Source organism: Capnocytophaga sputigena, from assembly GCF_900446695.1.
GTDB lineage: Bacteria > Bacteroidota > Bacteroidia > Flavobacteriales > Flavobacteriaceae > Capnocytophaga > Capnocytophaga sputigena.
Window position 1 is genome coordinate 777045 of record NZ_UAVP01000003.1, and the last position, 19311, is coordinate 796355.

Genomic DNA, 19311 nt, shown 5'->3' on the forward strand with positions numbered 1-19311 from the left:
ATTAAGGGAGAATAATTGTAGGTTCCATTTCTTTATATCCTGAGTAATCAGGGCGTGGGTTTGCCACACGAATGGCTTCACGAGTCCAAGCATAGTGTAAATACTTACGCTTGATATTGTTATCTTGGAGATATTTTTTGAAGTGAGCATCACTTTCATTGGTTACAGCAAAGTCACTTTGTCCGTGATAAGCACCTAATCCCCATACTTTACCTTCTTTTACAGCTTTACCTTTATTGATCATCACACGGAAATTACCAGCTTGATAGTTCGCAGAGGTAGAGTTGTAGTAAGGGCCTCCTAACATTGGTGGCATAGAACCAGAAAGATTTACACCATCTACAGAATAATCTTGCATGAAGTGTTTATCAAAATAAATAGCAAAAGCATTACCACTAGCGATAGGTGTTTGAGAATTTGAGCCAAAGATAGAAGGGACATCACAAGGCACATCGGCACAGAAATAGTAACGTTTGGTAAGATAATTAGCTGGTAGATAAGGTTTGAACTCATCAATATACTCTTTTTCTTTAGCGTGGAAACCAGCTGTAGAAGCATCGAACAAAGCTTTTAAATTAGCTTCGCGTTCAGCTTGCGTTTTTACAGCATGTTCAGCACCTACTGGTCCAAAATATTTAGCCATTTCTTTAACAAAATTAGCAATATTTTCGTAGTTATTATCAGCAATCATCAAAGGAGTTCCTTCTTCAGTTACAGCTCCGTGATCCCCACAAGTTTCCCAGTCTACATCATAGCCATCAAAATCCATTGCAATGATATAGCGCGCTAACTCACGTGCATAAATTGCAGGCCATTCGCTATAAGATTGGGGATAAGGATATTTGTTATGGAAATTTTTATAACCACTTACTCCATCTTTAGTAGCAGGTAATCCTAAACCTACCCCTGGAGTTTGCCAACACATCAAGATAGCACTTCCTTTTTTGTGGAAAATCTCGATATCTTTTTTATGGTTAGGAGTTAGGGTTTCAGGACGCATATTGGTACCTCCCCAGATAGAAATTGCTACTACTGAGTCAGGAACTGATTGTAACCAACCACGTGCAATGCCTTTTATAGGTTGCCAAGTAGGGCCATCATACCAAAAATATACCATAGGTACTTGACCTCCAGCTGCCCCCGTATTGAGCCACGCTTTTTGTTTGTACTCACGGAGTTGAGCCCAATAGGCTTCCAAAGCTTTTTTGTTCTCTTCAGTACGTTCAGCCTCGGCAAGCCATTTGGCAGCATCTCTTTTGTTCTTTAAGTCCTCTAGCGCAGCTTTTTCAAAGTCTTCTGCTTTTGACTCTGTTTCTGTCCACTTACTACAGCTTGTAAAGCCAATAGTAAGAGCTAATAATGTGTATACAAATTTTTTCATAGTATTTTACCTTTAAAATTATTTAGATTTTTTGTCCCACCATACATTAGTAGCGGCGTTATCGGGACCTCCTAAAAGACTTTTAGCTGCTGTTACGTTTTCGGCATTCAACTCAAATTCGCTTTGAGGGAAAGGGAAACGACGTACGCCAAAATCTTTACCAGTAACATCAATATTTTGAGCTCCTACGTTGCTCAAGTTGTAAGCAGCTGTAAACATACGAGGATAACCAGTACGTTTCCATTCGCTCCAAGATTCAAATCCGTTAGGATAGTTAGCTAAATACTTTTGAGTAATGATTTGCTCTAAGTGATCTTCAACACTTGTAACAGCACTCCATTTTTTATTGATAGTACTTTTTGCATCAACATTGTAGTTAGAATCTCTTGGGTCTACATATTTAGTAGGAGTACCTGAAGCGTTGTAATATGCTTGAGCTTGTGCAGTTGTTAAACCGTTCTCAGTAAATGACATTTCGATACCTTTTTTGTACAAGTTTTCGGCAGTATCACCAGTATACCAATTCATCAAAGCAGCTTCAGCTAAAAGGAATTGTACTTCTGAGGCACGCAACCAGTAAGTAGGAGTTGTTTGCACTACAGTAGGAACTGAATAATCTTTGTAATCGGCTGCTTGGGTTGTATTATTAAGACCAGAGCGCACTGCATAAAAATCTAAAGGTTGACCATTAGGAGTACTTTTGGTAAAATATTTTTCCATACGAGGGTCGTTATATCCTTTTAGGTAAGAATAGATAGTAGCCCCCATTTTAAGCTCACCATAGCCTAACATTGTTACCAAAGAATGGTGGAATATGTATTTGCTAGAGGTTACTAACTTACCTGCTTGGTCATCATTTTCAATAAGACCACCAGCAATAGCTTTGCCTACATATTCTTGAGATAGGGCGGCATCAACGTAACGCACACGCATTGCTAAACGCAACATCAAAGAGTTAGCCAAACGTATCCATTTAGAAGTATCACCTGAGTAAACAGGGTCAAAATCTTGCAATACTTTGTTGTTAGCACCATACTGGTTGAGTACAGCAACAGCTTCTTCCAATTCTTTTAAGAAAGATCTGTAAACTTGTTCTTGGCTGTCGTATTTAGCTTTTACTTTACCAGGTTCCATATCGCTATAAGGGATAGGACCAAAAAGGTCGGTAGCGCGGTGCATTCCCATTATTTTCACGATTTGAGCCAATTGGTAAATGGCATTACTAGTAAGATCTTTAGGTTGATATACTAATTTACCATTCACAGTTTCTACATTGTGCATTTGTCCTTTGATTTGGAAGTAAGGGTTCATTACTCTTGTAATCAAAGTAGAGAAAGTACCATTAGCACGTCCGTTAGAAATGTAGTAACTAGTTTGGTTAAAACCATTGTCCCAGCTATTACGTCCTGGTGAAAAATAACCTACCCAGTTATCAGTACTCATATTTTGTACTACTTGATAGTCGTTAGCAGGTCCTACGCCTACTCCTGTAGGGATAGGGCGTTGTACCAATTCGTTGAAGTAGCCTCCTGAAGAGTACCCACCACGATTGATATCGGCATCAGTAGGTTGTAGCTTATTGGTATTCACCTCTTGAAAATCTTTGATACAAGCGGTAAAACTGAAAGCTGATAGAGCTACAATTGCTATATGTTTATTAAATATTTTCATTACTGTATTTGTTTAGAATTAGAATTGAATTTTTAAACTTGCTCCATAACTAGCAGCACTTGGAGTCATAAAGAGTTCTTTAGCTGCATAAGTACCTACCCCAAAAGTAAGTTGGGGGTCGAAAGGAGCTTTGTTGTAAATCATCCAAAGATTGGTACCAATTACCCCAATAGTTACGCGTTTTACTTTATCCCAGAAGTGAGAACCATCTAAAGAGTAAGTAAGAGAAACTTCTTGCAAACGTACGTTAGTAGCATCGTAAGAGTAGTAACCATCAAGGTTTTTAATAGTGTTATAGTATTTTTCAGGGTTGTAGAGTTTTCCATTTACTAATACACCACCTGCATCACGAGCATCAGCTGAAGCTTTAGATACACCATAAGCATCTAAGTAAGGTTGAGTACCTGAAAGTACAATACCTCCAAAGCTACCATTGATAAGGAAGCTCAAGTCGATATTTTTATAAGAAAGGGTATTGCGCCATCCCATTTGGAAATCTGGGGTAGAGCGTCCTAATTTGATTTCTTGAGTTTCATCGTATTGGAAACCAGAAGCATTTTCTATCAAGTTACCATTTACATCACGTGAAAGCACTCCTTTTACTATGATATCAGAAAGGCTTCCACCTTCACGTAACACAGTACCACCTTTTCTTACTTCGGTAATATCAAATAAATCTCCAGTGAATGGATTGCGATATCCACGTACTAATTTTTTAATTTCGTTTACGTTACGAGAGTAAGTGAGGGTAGTGTTCCAAGCTAATTGTTTGTTTAAAAACTCTTTGTTATAGTTTACTGCCAACTCAATACCGCGGTTTTCTACGTCACCAGCTTGCAAATAGAAAGAAGTATAGATAGAAGAAGATGACAATTGTTGTTCAAAGAATTGGTTGTAAGTATTTGATTTGTACAAAGTCAAATCTACTGACAAGCTATTATCAAACAATTTAGTATTCAAACCAGCTTCCCAAGAAGCAGTACGTTCCGCTTTGAAGTCAGGGTAAGGATATACCTTGTTAGTTACCAAACCAGTAGAGGTAAGTTGGTGAGTAATAGTACCAGGTGTAATACCTGTTTTACTGATAGGAGAACCTACCTCAGTATAAGAACCACGTACTTTCAAATAGTTGATGAAAGAAGGTAATTTCACCATTTCGGAAATCACACCAGAAAGACCTACTGAAGGATAGAAGAATGAAGGTTCAGCAGAGTTTACGAGTTGTGAAGACCAGTCGTTACGACCTGTAGCTGAGAGGTATAACATACCTCTATAGCCTAACTCGGCACTAGCGAAAACTGCTACGTTTTTAGCACGAGAGTATCCTTGACCAGAAGCTCCTACTTGTCCGTCGAAGTTAGCTATTGAGAACAAGTTAGCAATTTCTTTAAGATAACCACCAGCTGAAAGGTTATTGCTCAAACGATCGTTATAACTAGAACCTACGTTGGCAGTCAAAGAGAATTTCTGACCAAGATTCTTGTTGATGTTAAGCATAATATCGGCATAAGTTTGCTCATCTTTAGTTTCGTTGATTGCATAACGACCTTTGTTGTAAGAACCTAATTCGGTTTTCCAACCTACTAAGAAGTTAGTAGTACTTGCATACAATTTTTCTTCGGAAGTACCATAATCGTTATCCAAACGTACACGACCAGTAACATTCATCCAATCAAGGATATCATATTTTAATGAAGCTGACATCATATAACGTTTCTTGTTATTCAAGAAAAGTTCGCGATTGGCTACCCAATAAGGGTTTTCAGAGAAGTAGCTATCCGCTCTTTCAGAGAAAGGTTGGTAGCGTTCATAAATTTGAGTACTTGGGTTATAACGCTCGTAAGCTTTTACATCGCGGTAATCAATACCACGAGGCATCAAATACAAACCTACTAATGGGTTGAAGTAACCACCCCCTGCAATCATATTACGGCTACCTTGACGAATAAAGTTACCACTTACATCTAAATGCAATTTATCTTTTGCAAAGTTAGCAGTGTTGCGTACCCCAACGTTGTAACGATAGTAAGCGTTGTTAGGGATGAGACCTTCGGCATTAGTTTGTGCTGCAGACACAAAAGTTTGATTTTGAGCATTACCAGTAGAGAAGGTTACAGAGTTCATAATGTTGTGTCCTACATTGAAGAATTTTTTAGGATCTACATTAGAAGGAGTTGCTAATTTAGCACCCCAGCTCTTATCACCATTGCTACCATAGGTATTTTGGAACTCTGGTAATTGGATAGGAGTAAGGATTTCAACACTACTAGAAACATTCACTTCGGTTTTACCTTCTTTACCTTTTTTAGTATTGATAAGGATTACCCCATTGGCAGCTTCACTACCATAGAGAGCCGCTGCAGAAGGACCAGTAAGTACGTTAATACTTTCGATGTCATCAGGGTTGATATCGGCGATACCTTCACCACCTCCTGGTTTACCGAAGTTACTTCCGCCTCCATCACTTTGTTTGTTGAACAAAGGCACCCCATCAATCACATAGAGTACACCATTGTTACCATCCAAAGATTTAAGACCACGCATTACTACTTTAGTAGAACCACCTACCCCAGAAGAGCTGCGCTGAATGTTCACCCCAGCTACTTTACCATTAAGACTGTTCACCACGTTTACGTCTTTCACCTTAGTCAGTTCTTCAGACTTCACTTGTTGTACGTTGTAACTCAAGGCTTTTTCTTGGCGTTTGATACCCAAAGCGGTTACCACTACCCCACCGAGTTGTAATGCTTCTTCTTGCATTACTATATTAAGGGTGAGATGCCCTTTAGCCTGAGTTACTTTTTTTTGCTGAGTAGCATACCCCAATGAGATAAATTCAAGGGTCTCATTTGCATTTGCTTGAATTTCGTACTTCCCATCGAAGTCAGTCGAAACTCCACGTGTTGTACCTTTAATGACAACACTCACACTAGGCAGTGGCATTCCATCACCGCCAGTAACTGTACCAGTTACTTTCGTTTGTGCCATTAGCGCACCGCTAAACAATGCAAAAACGAATAACAGCATTGATATTTTTACTTTCATTACTTTATTGAAATAAATTAATTTTGGGGCAAAGTTAAGAATACCTTAACATAATGCAAATTTTTTGAACAATATTTTTTTTCGTTTCTTATGTATTTTCTTTTTAAAAATCGTAGTAGTTTGATAATCAAACGAAATAAAATAGGCTATATTTTTATTTTATTCACTTTCTAAATTTGCATTTTTTAACTGTAAAAAAAATGAATTCTAAAACACTTTTATATTTTTTATCAAATTAAAATCATAAAAAGTTTCTATTTAAGATATTATTCTCATAAAAATAGAGTTTTAGTTAATTTATTGTTAAATTTAAGAGACAGAACTCTTATAAAGTTAGCTGAAAGAAAAACAAACTTTCGATGTTTTTTAAAATATTTTAATAATTATTGAGTTGGATATACAAATATAAATAATAGCACCTCAAAATTACTAAATGACAAATTGCTAAATTAAGTAATTATCTTTATCTTTGCCCCCGTATGAAAATATTAATAATAGAAGACGAAAAAGAATTGCGCCTCACCCTGCGACAGTTCCTTGAACAAGAACATTTTTTGGTTGAAACAGCTAAAGATTATACCTCTGGCCTTTCTAAACTCGCTGATTACGACTACGATTGCATTCTGTTGGACATTATGTTGCCCAATGGCAGTGGTATGCAACTCTTAGACGAGCTCAAAGCAATGAAAAAAAATCACTCGGTATTGATTATATCGGCTAAAGACTCGGTGGAAGACAAGGTGTTAGGTCTTGAAAAAGGAGCTGACGACTATCTTGCGAAACCTTTTCACCTCGCAGAACTCTTGGCAAGGGTAAAATCGATTATACGGAGGAAAAACCAACAAGGTGAAGAGGTAATTACTCTTAAAAACGTACGCCTTTTTCCAGAAACACGTACTGTCAAAGTGGGTGAGGAAACTCTTAGTCTCAATCGCAAGGAATACGACTTGTTATACTACTTTATGATTCGCCCTGATAAGTTAGTGGAGAAAATGACTCTTGCTGAAGCAGTGTGGGGTGACTATATAGACCAAGTGGATAGCCTTGATTTTATCTATTCGCAAATTAAAAACCTTCGAAAAAAGCTCAAAACTGCTGAAGCTGAAATAGACTTACAGGCGGTTTATGGCATTGGTTATAAATTAGTTTAAGGATGAAAATATCATTAAAAAACTACACTCTGCGCTACCTTACACTCGCTTTCCTACTGATTCTAGCAGTGTGGGCAGTTGTATTCTACGCTTATATTTTGGACGAGGTGTACGACAATATAGACGATGGACTTAAGGATAAAAAAACGCTTATTATCCAAAATATCCTCCGTCACCCCGAACTGCTGCAAACAAATGAGTTTGGCATAGAGGATTTTAGGGTATACCCTTCACAAGAAGATTTTTCTGACCGCAACATCCTTAGCAATGCCTTTTTCTATATGCCTTTTGACGATGAAGAAGAACCTTATAGGGTGCTGAAAACAGGGTTTTACGATCGTGATATGAACCCTTATACACTTGAGATTCGCACTTCAACTGTGGAGAAAGATGACCTACTATTTAATTTGGCTATTGCCTTAGGAGTACTTTATGTTGTGTTAGTACTCTCTATGTATCTTATCAACCTATTAGTAATCAATAAAATATGGAAGCCTTTTAAGGGGATACTTTCCGCTATTAGGCGGTATGAAGTAGGCAATAAAACAGAACTACAACCCATTGCTACCGAGGTTATAGAATTTAACATATTACACGATAATATCCAACAGATGTGGCAACGCAATGAAAAGGTATTCGAGGAACAAAAAGTATTTATAGAAAATGCTTCGCACGAACTCCAAACCCCCTTGGCTATCACTCTTAACAAATTAGAACTACTCGCCAATGACCCTTCGCTGAATGAAAAGCAATTGGTACAACTGAGTGAGGTGAAACAATCATTGATGAGAATGACCCACCTAAACAAGTCGTTACTAATGCTCACCCGTATAGAAAATCAGCAATACAAGCAAGCTAAAGATGTATCTTTTCAAGCTCTCACAACAGATATTATAGACGATTTGAGCGATTTGATAGCCTTTAAAGCATTGGAAGTGAACACTGAAGAAATAAGCGATTTCCAAGTAGAGATGAACCCCGATTTGGCAAGAATACTCGTTTCAAACTTATTGCGCAATGCTATAAAATATACTGAAAAAGGTGGCAACATAGAAATATTGATAGAAGAGAATCGTTTTCAAGTAAAAAATACTGCCAAAGATGCCATACGTTTAGACCCTTCTAAGATTTTCCAACGATTCCACAAGGGGCAACAAGATGCTACTTCTACAGGTTTAGGCTTGGCTATTGTAAAATCGATTGCGGAAAGTTACCATTTGAAGGTGTATTACACTTTTGAAGAAGAAAAACATTGTTTCCAGGTTTCAGGGGTCAGGTAACAGGGATTAGGTTTCAGTTGATAGACGTATAAAAAAACAGGCAATAGAGTTTATTACCTGTTTTTTTATTATTACCAATTGTTCATTAGCAATTGTTGATTAGAATCTATATCCTATTTTGATGCCAAAATTAGGTTCGATAGCCCAGAACCTTTTATCTTCATTTACACCTTTACCGAAGTTGCGAGCGATATTAGCATAAGGGGCTATAACGAAAGTATTGTCAAGATTCCATTGATAACCTGCTCCTATTCCTAAGATAAAACTATCTAACCTTGTTGGGTTAGTTTTAGTATCTGGATATTTATAATTACCAAAACGTTGTTTTACAAAAGGGTTTACATAGAGACCTGTGCCTCCATCTTCTTCAAAATAATAGTTATAACCTAGTTTTACACTAGTAGCATTATACTTCCCACCGCCTTTAGGAATTACAGAAAAACGGTCGTTGAAGAACAATTCTCCTTCAATAGATTGATTTTCAGCAATAAAATGCTCATAACCTACTTCAACTGAAGCTAACCAAATAGCGTTCAAGATGTTTAAATTTACTTGATGTTGACGATCTTGCGCAAATGTTTTTACTGAGAAAAACACAAGCATTGCAGCTACAATAATTTTTTTCATCGATATTCTTAGTTTTTTAAAATAATGGCAAAAGTACAAATAATTTGCTAATTAGCAAATTTACCTATCCATAAATTAATTTTCTATCCAGCTGGCGTATTTGGGATAATTAGCCGCAGTACGCTCAATAAGAGCACGTTGTTCTTCGGTTACTTCTTTGATTTTCTTAGCGGGTACCCCTGCATAAAGGCTTCCCTTTTCTATATGGGTATTAGGAGGTACTACTGCTCCAGCAGCTATGATACTACCACTTTCCACCACACATCCGTCCATTACAATACTTCCCATTCCTATAAGCACCTCGTCTTCTATCGTACAACCGTGCACAATAGCGTTATGCCCTATAGAAACGCGATTGCCAATGGTAGTAGAATGTGTTTGATAAGTAGCGTGAATCACTACACCGTCTTGGATATTGGTGTCATCGCCTATGCGAATGCTGTTCACATCACCGCGAATGACGGCGTTATACCACACAGTACAACGGTCGCCTAACTGCACATCGCCTGTGAGGGTTGCATTTTCGGCAAAAAAGCAACCTTCCCCGAAGGTAGGTTGCTTTCCGTTAATTTTCTTAACTAACATTCGTTTTAGGTTTTAGAGATTTAATTTTCAGTAGTTCCTTCTGCTTCAGCATTACGACCAAGGAACCACAAAATTCCTCCTACTACAATTAAAGCTATTTTGATACCCCAAGCTACACCATCTCCCCATTCATAAATCCAGAAAAGGAGTTTAGGTACATAGTTAAAGAAATCTAGCACAATTGCTAATACTCCTAAGAGTAATAAGAATGAACCAAAATTTTTCATATATAATTGTTTTTATTTGTTACTTTGTTTTTGAAAAGCTCCCTCACATAGGTGGTATCATAGAGTTGTATGTACTATGTGCTTTAATTATTAGCAGTTAGCGTCTTAAGATTATCTATTATCTCTTGTAACCCATTGGTTTTAATCTCAAAAGTAGTTGCTAATAGCATTCCTAACTTCCCTTTGGGAAATCCTTGGGTGCTGAACCACTCGAGGTAATAGGAAGGCAAATCGGCTATCATAGTCCCCTTGTACTTGCCATAAGGCATTGGGGTTGTGATGATTTCTTTGAGAATTTCAGGGTTCATAGAATTAGAAAATTAGCAAATTTATTAGTGTGCTATTTTAACCATTTTTCTCTTTTCTTCATTGCGCTCTATTTTGTGGTTAGGGCGCGTCCATTTAGGATTTTCACCTAAGGAGTGATATTGAGAGTCGGCTGCTTCTACAGTATGGGGTTGTGGGTGTGTTTCGAATGGTTTTTGGATGCGCATTCCTAATACACCGAGCATTTGCATATCTTCATTGATATCGGGGTTAGGAGTGGTGAGGAGTTTATCGCCTGCGAAAATAGAGTTAGCTCCCGCAAAGAAACACAAGGCTTGCCCTTCTTGACTCATTTGGGTACGACCTGCGGAAAGACGCACTTGCGATTGAGGCATCACGATACGTGCGGTAGCTACCATACGCACCATCTCGAAGATATCTACGGGCTCACAATCTTCTAAAGGCGTTCCTTCTACGGGCACTAAGGCATTGATAGGCACTGACTCGGGTTGTGGATTGAGCGTAGAAAGCGCTACAAGCATACCCGCGCGGTCTTCGAGTGATTCACCCATACCAATGATACCTCCACTGCACACAGTGATATTGGTTTTGCGCACATTGTCAATCGTTTTGAGGCGGTCGTCATAACTACGAGTAGAGATAATTTCTTTGTAGTATTCTTCTGAAGTATCGAGGTTGTGATTGTAAGCATACAAGCCCGCTTCTGCCAAGCGTTTGGCTTGATTTTCGGTAATCATACCAAGGGTACAACACACTTCCATATCGAGTTTGTTGATAGTGCGTACCATTTCGAGTACTTGTTCAAACTCAGGACCATCTTTCACATTACGCCACGCTGCCCCCATACACACACGCGAAGCTCCTGCTGATTTAGCGCGGAGCGCTTGGGCTTTTACGTGAGTAACACTCATCATATCGGTGTTTTCTATTTTTACTTCGGTTTCATAACGCGCTGATTGCGGACAATAAGCACAGTCTTCGGAGCAGCCTCCTGTTTTGATAGAAAGGAGGGTAGAGACTTGTACTGAGTTGGGGTCGTGGTATTTACGGTGTACGGTAGCAGCTTCGTAGAGCAACTCCATTAGGGGTTTGTTGTAAATAGCGACGATTTCTTCTTTTGTCCAGTTATGGCGTGTTTGGGCATTGTTACAGCCGCAAGTATGTTGATTTTCACACATAGTTTTTCTTTATTTTTGGGGCAAAGGTAGTAAATTAATTACGAATGACAAATTACGAAATTACGAAAGTGTGTGACGCAATATTAACTTTTAACCATTGCTAAGATTTTTTGTACTTGTTCCTCTATGGTAAGATTGGTATTATCAATAACAATAGCATCATCGGCTTTTTTGAGGGGAGATTCTTTGCGAGTGGTATCGATATGGTCGCGGTGCTGGATGTTGGCGAGGACTTCATCAAATGATGCGTTATCACCTTTGGCTTGTAACTCTTTATAACGGCGCTGGGCACGTACTTGTTCGCTGGCAGTCATAAATATTTTAAGTTCAGCCTCAGGGAATACAGTAGTACCAATATCACGCCCGTCCATTACAATACCTTTGTCTTTCCCCATTTTGCGTTGGAGGTCTACTAAATAAGTGCGCACTTCAGGTTGTTTGGCAACTTCACTCACCCAATTGGCTATCTCTATACCACGGATATCAGTTTCAATATTTTTACCGTTCAAATAGATTTCAGAAAATCCTAATTCGGGGTTGTAGACGAACTTTATTTCTGATTTTCTTAAATCTTTCATCAGGGATTTTACTTCGATACCTGAGGTAGAAACATAGCCTTTTTCTAAAGCTAAATAAGTAACGGCGCGGTACATCGCACCAGTATCAATATAAACGTAGCCTAATGCTTTGGCTACAGCTTTGGCAGTAGTACTTTTTCCGGTTGACGAATAGCCGTCAATGGCAATAATAATATTCATTAGATGTTAGGTATTAGGTGTTAAGTATTCATTAATCCATTTACTAAGGGCTTGTACCCACAAATTAGAATCGTTGAGGCAGGGAATCATTTTGAATTCTTCACCGCCGTTTTCACGGAAGGTTTGTCCGCCCACCATTTCTATTTCTTCGAGTGTTTCTACACAATCGGCAACAAAAGCTGGAGTAATAACTGCTAATTTCTTTACTCCTTGTTGGGCTAATTGGGCTATTTTATCGGATGTAAAGGGGGTAATCCACTTATCAATACCTAAACGCGATTGGAATGATTGTGAATAAGTTCCTTTTTGCAAGCCCAATTTTTCAGCTAACAAACGAGTGGTTTCAAAGCAATGACTTCGGTAACAATATTTTCCTTCCTCACTATAAGGGTCACAACAAGTGGTACCTTCCAATATTTTTTTGTGGGCAGGCGTAGGGGTAGTTTTGTACAAATGGCGTTTGGGTACTCCGTGATAAGAGAACAGTAGATGGTCGCAAGGATTGTGTTCTAAGTGCTTGCGAGTTACTTCGGCTAATGCCTCAATATACTCGGGGCGGTGAAAGAAAGCTGGAAACTCTATAAGTTTCATTTTTGGAAACTGCTTTTTTACCAATTGGTGAGCAAGTACCTCAATAGTTTGAGTAGTTGCCATTGCATATTGGGGATAGAGAGGCATCAAAAGCACCTCATCTACTCCTTGGTCGTGCAACTGTTGTAACCCATTGGCTATACTAGGATTACCATAGCGCATAGCCATTACAACGGGGATAGAGACTTGCTGTTGTATTTTTTCAGTGAGTCGCTTGGTGATTACAATGAGAGGAGAGCCTTCGTCCCACCATATTTTTTGATAAGCTTTGCTTGTTTTGGGCGGACGTGTATTGAGGATGATGCCGTGTACCAAAGCGTAACGCAATAGGTAAGGTAAATCAATGACGTACTTGTCCATCAAAAATTGTTTTAGGTATCGCTTGATGTCCTTAATAGAGAAGGAGTCGGGAGATCCTAAATTTACGAGTAATACTCCTTTTTTAGGCATTTTTTAGTTAAGTGAAAAGTTAAAAAGTGAGAATGTTTATTCAACATTAGTGTTTTTCTTCATTTGGCGTAGAGCACTTTCAGCGAGTTCTTCTTCTATATCGGCTTCAGTTTTGTCTTTTTCCATTTTGCCGTCTTTGCGCTTTTGTACACTTACGGAAAGAATTCCTCCTAAAGCTATACAAGTTACTAAAAATGAGGTTCCCCCACTACTGATAAGTGGGAGGTTCTGCCCCGTAACAGGGAAGAGTTCTACTGCTACTCCCATATTGATAACTGCTTGCAGAAGTATGGGGATACCTAAACCTAACGCTAATAATTGACCATATAGGGTGGGTGCTTTGAGCGAAATTGCTACAATGCGAACGAGCAATAGTATGTAGAGTAACATTATGAATATGGCTCCTACAGTTCCCCATTCTTCGGTGATGATAGCAAAGATAAAGTCGGAAGAGCTTTGAGGAAGGAAGTTTTTCATTGTGCTTTTGCCAGGACCTTGACCTAAGCCTATACCTTTGGCTATTGCCATTTTAGAACGCTCAATTTGGTAACCTTCTTTTTCATCTTCACTTGCTGTAAAGGATTCAATACGACTCATCCACGTATCTACCCTATTAGGAAAAGCATCGGGGAAGGCTTTTACCACCAAAAAGAATAGTCCTAAAAAAGCTATTGCAATGAGCATAGCTGAGAGAATATGTTTAAAAGGGAATCGTCCTAAAAAAATGAGGATAAGTACTGAGGTGAGTATCAGTACGGCAGTAGAGAGGTTGGATATCATTACCAAAGCTGTAATTGTTCCTACTGGAAGCCACAAGGGTAAGATAGTTTCTTTGAAGGTGAGTTTTTTGCCGTAAGTTTTGGTTAAATAAGAAGCTACATAAGCCATTAACACTACTAAAGCAAAGGCAGAAGGCTGGAAAGAAAAGAAGCCAAAGTTCAACCAGCGGCTAGCATTGGCTCCCTCAATGGTCGTCCCCGTAAAAAGAGCCATCAAAAGAAATAGTACAGCGACAGGAATTAGCAGTTTAGCTGCCAAACGGAATCGAGTGTAAGAAATTTTATGCATTCCATAAAGAACAAAAAAACCTACTACTACGAAAACCAGCTGCTTAAATAGATAGCCAGTAGGAGTTCCTTTTCCTACCACATATACCAAATTGGTACTAGTGCTATAGACGGCTACAAGAGTGGCAAGGCTAAATATAAGTATGAGTGCCCATAACCCTTTGTCTCCTTTGATGTGTTTAGATAACCATTCTTGCATCACTAAAATAGAGATTACAAGCGAGCTACCGCTGCTTTAAATTGGTCGCCACGATCTTCGTAACTTTTGAATAAATCGAAACTTGCACAAGCAGGTGAGAGCAATACAGTATCACCTTCGGTAGCAAACTTTTTGGCAATTCTTACAGCTTCATCCATAGATTGAGTTTCTATCATTTCTTTTCCGCTATTGCTAAAAGAGCGCAAGATAGGTTCGTTATCAACGCCCAAGCACACGATAGCTTTTACTTTTTCGTGTACGTAGGGGAGCAAGGCATTATAGTCGTTGCCTTTATCTTGACCACCTACAATCCACACGATAGGAGTTTTGATCGTATCGAGTGCAAAATACACTGAGTTTACATTGGTTGCTTTAGAGTCGTTCACATAAGTAACGCCCTCTACTACTTTTACCTCTTCAAGGCGGTGGTCTACTCCTTTGAAGCCTTTAAGGCTGTCGCGCAAAGAGTTGTTGCGAATATTTACCAAGCGGGCTGCTACACTTGCAGCCATTGTATTTTTGATATTGTGCTTACCACGCAAGCTGATTTCTTCTACATCAATTTCAGTAGTTTCAGCAGTTTGATTTTCTAACATAATGTGTATTTTGTTATCTTTTAAGAAAGCTCCGTAAGGGAGTTCTTTTTCTATGGAAAATGGTATGAGTTTAACTTTTAGGATGTGATTTTGCAACCACTCTTCAATGACTGGGTCATCGGCATCGTAGATGAGGTAATCGTTTTCAGTTTGATTCATCGCGATGCGGAATTTAGAGGCTATATAGTTTTCAAACTTATAGTCGTATCTATCCAAATGATCGGGGGTTATATTGAGCAACACCGCAATATGAGGGGCAAAATGCTCAATGCCATCCAACTGAAAGCTACTAATTTCAAGCACATAATAGGGTGGATTTTCGGTAGCTACTAATTCGGCGAAGCTATAGCCTATATTGCCGCCCAAACCTACTTGCAAGCCTGCATCTTTAAATATTTGATGGGTGAGCAAAGTAGTGGTGGTCTTGCCATTACTACCTGTGATACCTACAATAAGACTATGTGTATATTCACTGGCAAATTCTATTTCCGAGATAATGCGAATACCTTTCTCGCGAGCTTTTTTCACGATAGGAGCTTTATCGGGAATACCAGGACTTTTCATAATCACATCGGCAGAGAGGATTTTCTCTTCGGTATGGAAGCCTTCTTCCCATTCTATACCCTCTTTGTTGAGGGTTTCACGGTAGTGAGGTTTGAGGGAATTTCTATCGGAAAGGAATACCTCCCAACCTTTTTGTTTACCCAAAATTGCGGTACCTACACCACTCTCACCACCACCTAATATTACTAAGCGTTTCATTATTAAATCCTTTATTGATAAGGAAAACTATTATTTTGCCGCAAAGGTAAGAATAATTTGTCAATTAGCAAATTTGGAGATTTACTTCTCACGGCATTCGCATTTAAAATCCTCACCCCGTTCCCCTCTCCCAAGGAGAGGGGGCAAGGCATAAAAACAAGTTTCCCTCAAAAAATATCTAATATTTCTTACTATTACAACCTTTATTCTCAAGATATATAGGTTATTGTTTTAAATACAAACGCCGTATGTTGTTTGAATATTTTTTTGTTGATTTACTAATTAATCTGTACCTTTGCCTTTTGTAACCAACATTATATAGAATATTATACTATGAATAAGAATACAGTTTTGGGGTGGGCAACCCTTATAATGATTATAGTAGGTTTAGGGCTTATTGCCTTAGGAGCCTTTAAATACAATGAAGTTGCAGGCTTTGGCTTTGGAGCTGTAGGCATTGGGTTCTTTGCTATTGCGTGGGTGTTCAACGCCCTTAAAGGAAGAGTTTAGAACAGATAACAAATAATAGATAACAGAAAAATAGAAAATTATGATCATACCTGAACAATTTCAAGTAAAACCATTTCGCCAAGAGACTTACCTCATCGATGGCGAACTCCGTGAGTGGAAAGGTGAATTTACAAATATCTACTCCACTATTTCTTCTACTGAAAAGTATGAACACACCCTCTTAGGCAGTGTGCCTTCACTGGGTGAAAACGATGCTTTAGAAGCCCTACATTCGGCTACTGAGGCTTATAACAAGGGCAAAGGTTTATGGCCTACAATGAAAGTGAAAGACCGCATCAGCGCTATGCTAAAATTTGTAAAACAAATGGAAAAACAACGCGATGAGGTGGTAAAACTGATGATGTGGGAAATTGGTAAAAATCTAGACGACTCTCGCAAAGAATTTGACCGTACGGTAGAGTATATCTATGACACTATCAATGCTTATAAGGAACTTGACAATGAATCGTCTAAATTCGTACGACGCGATGGGGTGTACGCTCTTATTCGTCGTGGTCCTTTAGGAGTTGTACTTTGTTTAGGTCCTTACAACTACCCTCTAAATGAGACTTTTGCGCTTATCATTCCCGCACTTATTATGGGTAATACCGTTATTTTCAAACCCGCTAAACACGGGGTATTACTCTTTACGCCTCTATTGGAAGCCTTCCAAAATTCTTTCCCTCGCGGGGTGATTAACATTCTCTATGGGCGCGGTCGCACCGTTGCACCACCTATTATGCAAAGTGGCAAAGTGGATGTTTTGGCGCTCATAGGCAACAGCAAAACGGCTATTGCACTACAAGACCAGCACCCTAAGAAAAATCGTTTGCGCCTTGTTTTTGGTTTGGAAGCTAAAAACCCAGGAGTTATCCTTCCTGATGCTAACTTAGATTTGGCAGTAGACGAATGTGTGAAAGGAGCCTTATCGTTTAACGGACAGCGTTGTACAGCTCTGAAAATTCTCTATGTACACGCCAAAATAAAAGATGAGTTTTTGAAGCGTTTTGCCGAAAAAGTAGATGCTCTCAAATTTGGTAATCCGTGGGATGAGAAAGTAGCCCTCACTCCCCTACCCGAGGTAGAAAAACCTGCTTTCTTGCAAGAACTTATAGATGATGCGCTTGCTAAAGGGGCTACCATCCAAAACAAAAAAGGCGGTGAACGCACAGATAACTTTATCTTCCCAGCGGTACTCTACCCTGTTTCTAAGGAGATGAGAGTTTACAATGAGGAGCAGTTTGGACCCTTGGTACCTGTAAAACCTTTTTCAAACATCAACGAAATTATTGATGAGATTTCGGATTCTAAATACGGACAGCAAATCAGTTTGTTTGGAGAAGACCCTCACGAGCTTTCCCCACTAATTGATATGCTGGTGAATATGCTCTGCCGCGTGAATTTGAACAGTTTATGTCAGCGAGGTCCAGATGTATTTCCATTCACTGGTAGAAAAGATTCGGCTGTGGGTACATTAAGCGTACACGATGCCTTGCGCTCATTCTCTATCCGTACTTTTGTATCGTTCCAAAACAACGACTACAACGACAAGATAGTAGAGAATTTATTGCGTACTGGTGCGTCTAACTTCATCAATACAGATTATATTCTTTAGGAGTTAGGAATTAGAAAATAGTGATATAACAAAAAGCTGTCTTTTGAGACAGCTTTTTTGTTATTTATCAATTATTCTTTGTTCATTGTTTTCTTGCTTCCTTCATACATTTTGTACTGTAACAATCGGCTTTCTAATTTACCATTGAAAAGTTTAATTTTGCGGGTGGGTCGCAAGCCTACATATTTCATTCCCTCTAAATTGGCGGTGATAAACCACGCCTCGGTATTGGGGTAATTGCGTTTGAGAGTGTTGCCTATAGACGAGTACAACTCTTCAGTATCAGCTTGCAAACGCTCGTTGTAAGGCGGATTGAACACTATATGCAAGGGTTTTTGTTTATCTTCTTTTTCAGTTGTAAAAAAGTCTTTTTGGAATACTTGTATATAGTCACCAAGGTCGGCATTTGCAAGGTTATCTTTTGCTTTGGCTACTGCCGAAGGCGCCTTGTCATAGCCTACAATTTGATAGTGAAACTCACGTATTTTCTTGATACAACTACCAAAAATAAGATTGAAGAGGTTCTCATCGAAATCTTTCCAACGTTCAAAAGCGAACTCTTTGCGGTGTACATTGGCTGGAATATTACAAGCAATCATTGCAGCCTCTATAAGAAAAGTACCACTGCCACACATAGGGTCGAGAAAATCACTTTGTCCTTTCCAACCGCTCATCAGCAGTATGCCCGCCGCTAATACCTCGTTGATAGGTGCCATATTGGTAGCTGTACGATAACCGCGTTGATGGAGAGAAGCCCCTGAGCTATCGAGTGATACAATCACCTCATTGCGCTGAATATGAATGTGAATAGCCACATCGGGGTGGAGCACATCCACACTGGGGCGACGCCCTGTAGCGTTGCGAAAAGCATCGGCTATAGCGTCTTTAGCTTTGAGAGCGACATATTGTGTATGGTTGAATATCTCGGTTTGCAGGGTTGCTGTTACAGCAAAAGTTTGGTTGAGATCCAAGATTTCCTGCCAATTGAAGTCGTAGAGTTTTTGGTAATACTCTTTTTCGTTACGGATGTAGAAAGAGTGGATAGGTTTGAGGATTTTTAGGGCGGTGCGCAAACAGAGGTTTGCTTTGTACATAAAGCCTTTATCGCCTTCAAATTGCACGCTGCGCACACCTTTAGTTACGTGCATAGCGCCTAAATTGCGAAGTTCGTCAGCCAATATATCTTCAAAACCGAAGAAAGTTTTGGCTACCATTTTATAATTTTTTTCCATATTGCTGGTAATGTTCAACTAACAATTACTGATAGCTCATCAGTCACTGTTTTCAGGCGACAAATGTAATACTTTTTTTTGAATTGGCAAATTAGCCA

At 39.0% G+C, this 19311-nt stretch carries 17 protein-coding genes; 4 read left to right on the plus strand and 13 right to left on the minus strand.

Annotated features, from left to right (window positions below; translation table 11 throughout):
• Nucleotide 1: 1 nt before the first annotated feature.
• From DR017_RS03520 to DR017_RS03530, 3 genes are read right to left on the minus strand one after another with little or no spacing between them, the layout of a single operon-like run.
• Nucleotides 2-1381: a glycoside hydrolase family 18 protein gene (locus DR017_RS03520; RefSeq protein ID WP_002680064.1), complete on the minus strand. Its 1380-nt coding sequence runs from the start codon at nt 1379-1381 to the stop codon at nt 2-4.
• An 18-nt stretch (nt 1382-1399) separates the two neighbouring features.
• Nucleotides 1400-3052 (minus strand): SusD/RagB family nutrient-binding outer membrane lipoprotein, encoded by a 1653-nt coding sequence (locus tag DR017_RS03525; protein WP_002680222.1) that lies wholly within the window; start codon nt 3050-3052, stop codon nt 1400-1402.
• Nucleotides 3053-3070: 18 nt separating this feature from the next.
• On the minus strand, nt 3071-6097 hold the full coding sequence (locus tag DR017_RS03530; RefSeq protein ID WP_040361388.1) for a SusC/RagA family TonB-linked outer membrane protein: 3027 nt from the start codon (nt 6095-6097) through the stop codon (nt 3071-3073).
• A 479-nt stretch (nt 6098-6576) separates the two neighbouring features.
• Between DR017_RS03530 and DR017_RS03535 the strand changes: the two genes are divergently transcribed.
• On the plus strand, nt 6577-7248 hold the full coding sequence (locus DR017_RS03535; RefSeq protein ID WP_002680097.1) for a response regulator transcription factor: 672 nt from the start codon (nt 6577-6579) through the stop codon (nt 7246-7248).
• 2 nt (nt 7249-7250) lie between these two features.
• Nucleotides 7251-8528 (plus strand): sensor histidine kinase, encoded by a 1278-nt coding sequence (locus DR017_RS03540; protein WP_002680224.1) that lies wholly within the window; start codon nt 7251-7253, stop codon nt 8526-8528.
• A gap of 99 nt (nt 8529-8627) precedes the next feature.
• Here DR017_RS03540 and DR017_RS03545 read toward each other — a convergent pair whose 3' ends face one another.
• The 9 genes from DR017_RS03545 to murD form a co-directional block, all read right to left on the minus strand.
• Nucleotides 8628-9155: an autotransporter outer membrane beta-barrel domain-containing protein gene (locus tag DR017_RS03545; protein WP_040361390.1), complete on the minus strand. Its 528-nt coding sequence runs from the start codon at nt 9153-9155 to the stop codon at nt 8628-8630.
• Between the two features lie 75 nt (nt 9156-9230).
• Nucleotides 9231-9740 (minus strand): gamma carbonic anhydrase family protein, encoded by a 510-nt coding sequence (locus tag DR017_RS03550; protein WP_002680075.1) that lies wholly within the window; start codon nt 9738-9740, stop codon nt 9231-9233.
• Nucleotides 9741-9760: 20 nt separating this feature from the next.
• On the minus strand, nt 9761-9967 hold the full coding sequence (locus DR017_RS03555; protein ID WP_002680228.1) for a hypothetical protein: 207 nt from the start codon (nt 9965-9967) through the stop codon (nt 9761-9763).
• Nucleotides 9968-10050: 83 nt separating this feature from the next.
• Nucleotides 10051-10275, minus strand: coding sequence for a DUF3820 family protein (locus DR017_RS03560; protein WP_002680108.1), 225 nt, complete (start codon nt 10273-10275; stop codon nt 10051-10053).
• 24 nt (nt 10276-10299) lie between these two features.
• Nucleotides 10300-11433, minus strand: coding sequence for a biotin synthase BioB (gene bioB, locus DR017_RS03565; protein ID WP_002680153.1), 1134 nt, complete (start codon nt 11431-11433; stop codon nt 10300-10302).
• Between the two features lie 83 nt (nt 11434-11516).
• Nucleotides 11517-12191, minus strand: coding sequence for a (d)CMP kinase (gene cmk / locus DR017_RS03570; protein WP_002680181.1), 675 nt, complete (start codon nt 12189-12191; stop codon nt 11517-11519).
• A 6-nt stretch (nt 12192-12197) separates the two neighbouring features.
• Nucleotides 12198-13232 carry a ferrochelatase gene (gene hemH / locus DR017_RS03575; RefSeq protein WP_002680106.1) on the minus strand — a complete coding sequence of 345 codons (1035 nt, stop codon included), beginning with the start codon at nt 13230-13232 and terminating at the stop codon, nt 12198-12200.
• Nucleotides 13233-13268: 36 nt separating this feature from the next.
• The gene (locus tag DR017_RS03580; protein WP_002680134.1) at nt 13269-14498 is read right to left on the minus strand and encodes an FtsW/RodA/SpoVE family cell cycle protein; all 1230 of its coding nucleotides are present in this window, start codon (nt 14496-14498) and stop codon (nt 13269-13271) included.
• A gap of 14 nt (nt 14499-14512) precedes the next feature.
• Nucleotides 14513-15856, minus strand: coding sequence for a UDP-N-acetylmuramoyl-L-alanine--D-glutamate ligase (murD, locus tag DR017_RS03585; RefSeq protein ID WP_002680226.1), 1344 nt, complete (start codon nt 15854-15856; stop codon nt 14513-14515).
• Nucleotides 15857-16189: 333 nt separating this feature from the next.
• Here murD and DR017_RS14085 point away from each other — a divergent pair, with 333 nt between their 5' ends.
• Together DR017_RS14085 and DR017_RS03590 are read left to right on the plus strand one after the other, a co-directional pair.
• Nucleotides 16190-16366, plus strand: coding sequence for a CAL67264 family membrane protein (locus tag DR017_RS14085; RefSeq protein ID WP_002680130.1), 177 nt, complete (start codon nt 16190-16192; stop codon nt 16364-16366).
• Nucleotides 16367-16406: 40 nt separating this feature from the next.
• Complete coding sequence (locus tag DR017_RS03590; protein WP_002680201.1) at nt 16407-17981, plus strand: NADP-dependent glyceraldehyde-3-phosphate dehydrogenase; 1575 nt, start codon at nt 16407-16409, stop codon at nt 17979-17981.
• 71 nt (nt 17982-18052) lie between these two features.
• Here DR017_RS03590 and DR017_RS03595 read toward each other — a convergent pair whose 3' ends face one another.
• Nucleotides 18053-19213: a THUMP domain-containing class I SAM-dependent RNA methyltransferase gene (locus tag DR017_RS03595; RefSeq protein WP_040361393.1), complete on the minus strand. Its 1161-nt coding sequence runs from the start codon at nt 19211-19213 to the stop codon at nt 18053-18055.
• Nucleotides 19214-19311: the final 98 nt, after the last annotated feature.

Bases quoted from the DNA above. Each gene is read 5' to 3' on its own strand.
- bioB (WP_002680153.1), bottom strand. From the start codon at position 11,433: ATGTGTGAAAATCAACATACTTGCGGCTGTAACAATGCCCAAACACGC.
- DR017_RS03525 (WP_002680222.1), bottom strand. From the start codon at position 3,052: ATGAAAATATTTAATAAACATATAGCAATTGTAGCTCTATCAGCTTTC.
- murD (WP_002680226.1), bottom strand. From the start codon at position 15,856: ATGAAACGCTTAGTAATATTAGGTGGTGGTGAGAGTGGTGTAGGTACC.
- DR017_RS03550 (WP_002680075.1), bottom strand. From the start codon at position 9,740: ATGTTAGTTAAGAAAATTAACGGAAAGCAACCTACCTTCGGGGAAGGT.
- DR017_RS03535 (WP_002680097.1), top strand. From the start codon at position 6,577: ATGAAAATATTAATAATAGAAGACGAAAAAGAATTGCGCCTCACCCTG.
- DR017_RS03540 (WP_002680224.1), top strand. From the start codon at position 7,251: ATGAAAATATCATTAAAAAACTACACTCTGCGCTACCTTACACTCGCT.
- DR017_RS03590 (WP_002680201.1), top strand. From the start codon at position 16,407: ATGATCATACCTGAACAATTTCAAGTAAAACCATTTCGCCAAGAGACT.
- DR017_RS03560 (WP_002680108.1), bottom strand. From the start codon at position 10,275: ATGAACCCTGAAATTCTCAAAGAAATCATCACAACCCCAATGCCTTAT.
- DR017_RS14085 (WP_002680130.1), top strand. From the start codon at position 16,190: ATGAATAAGAATACAGTTTTGGGGTGGGCAACCCTTATAATGATTATA.
- DR017_RS03595 (WP_040361393.1), bottom strand. From the start codon at position 19,213: ATGGAAAAAAATTATAAAATGGTAGCCAAAACTTTCTTCGGTTTTGAA.
- DR017_RS03530 (WP_040361388.1), bottom strand. From the start codon at position 6,097: ATGAAAGTAAAAATATCAATGCTGTTATTCGTTTTTGCATTGTTTAGC.
- cmk (WP_002680181.1), bottom strand. From the start codon at position 12,191: ATGAATATTATTATTGCCATTGACGGCTATTCGTCAACCGGAAAAAGT.
- DR017_RS03545 (WP_040361390.1), bottom strand. From the start codon at position 9,155: ATGAAAAAAATTATTGTAGCTGCAATGCTTGTGTTTTTCTCAGTAAAA.
- DR017_RS03520 (WP_002680064.1), bottom strand. From the start codon at position 1,381: ATGAAAAAATTTGTATACACATTATTAGCTCTTACTATTGGCTTTACA.
- hemH (WP_002680106.1), bottom strand. From the start codon at position 13,232: ATGCCTAAAAAAGGAGTATTACTCGTAAATTTAGGATCTCCCGACTCC.
- DR017_RS03580 (WP_002680134.1), bottom strand. From the start codon at position 14,498: ATGCAAGAATGGTTATCTAAACACATCAAAGGAGACAAAGGGTTATGG.
- DR017_RS03555 (WP_002680228.1), bottom strand. From the start codon at position 9,967: ATGAAAAATTTTGGTTCATTCTTATTACTCTTAGGAGTATTAGCAATT.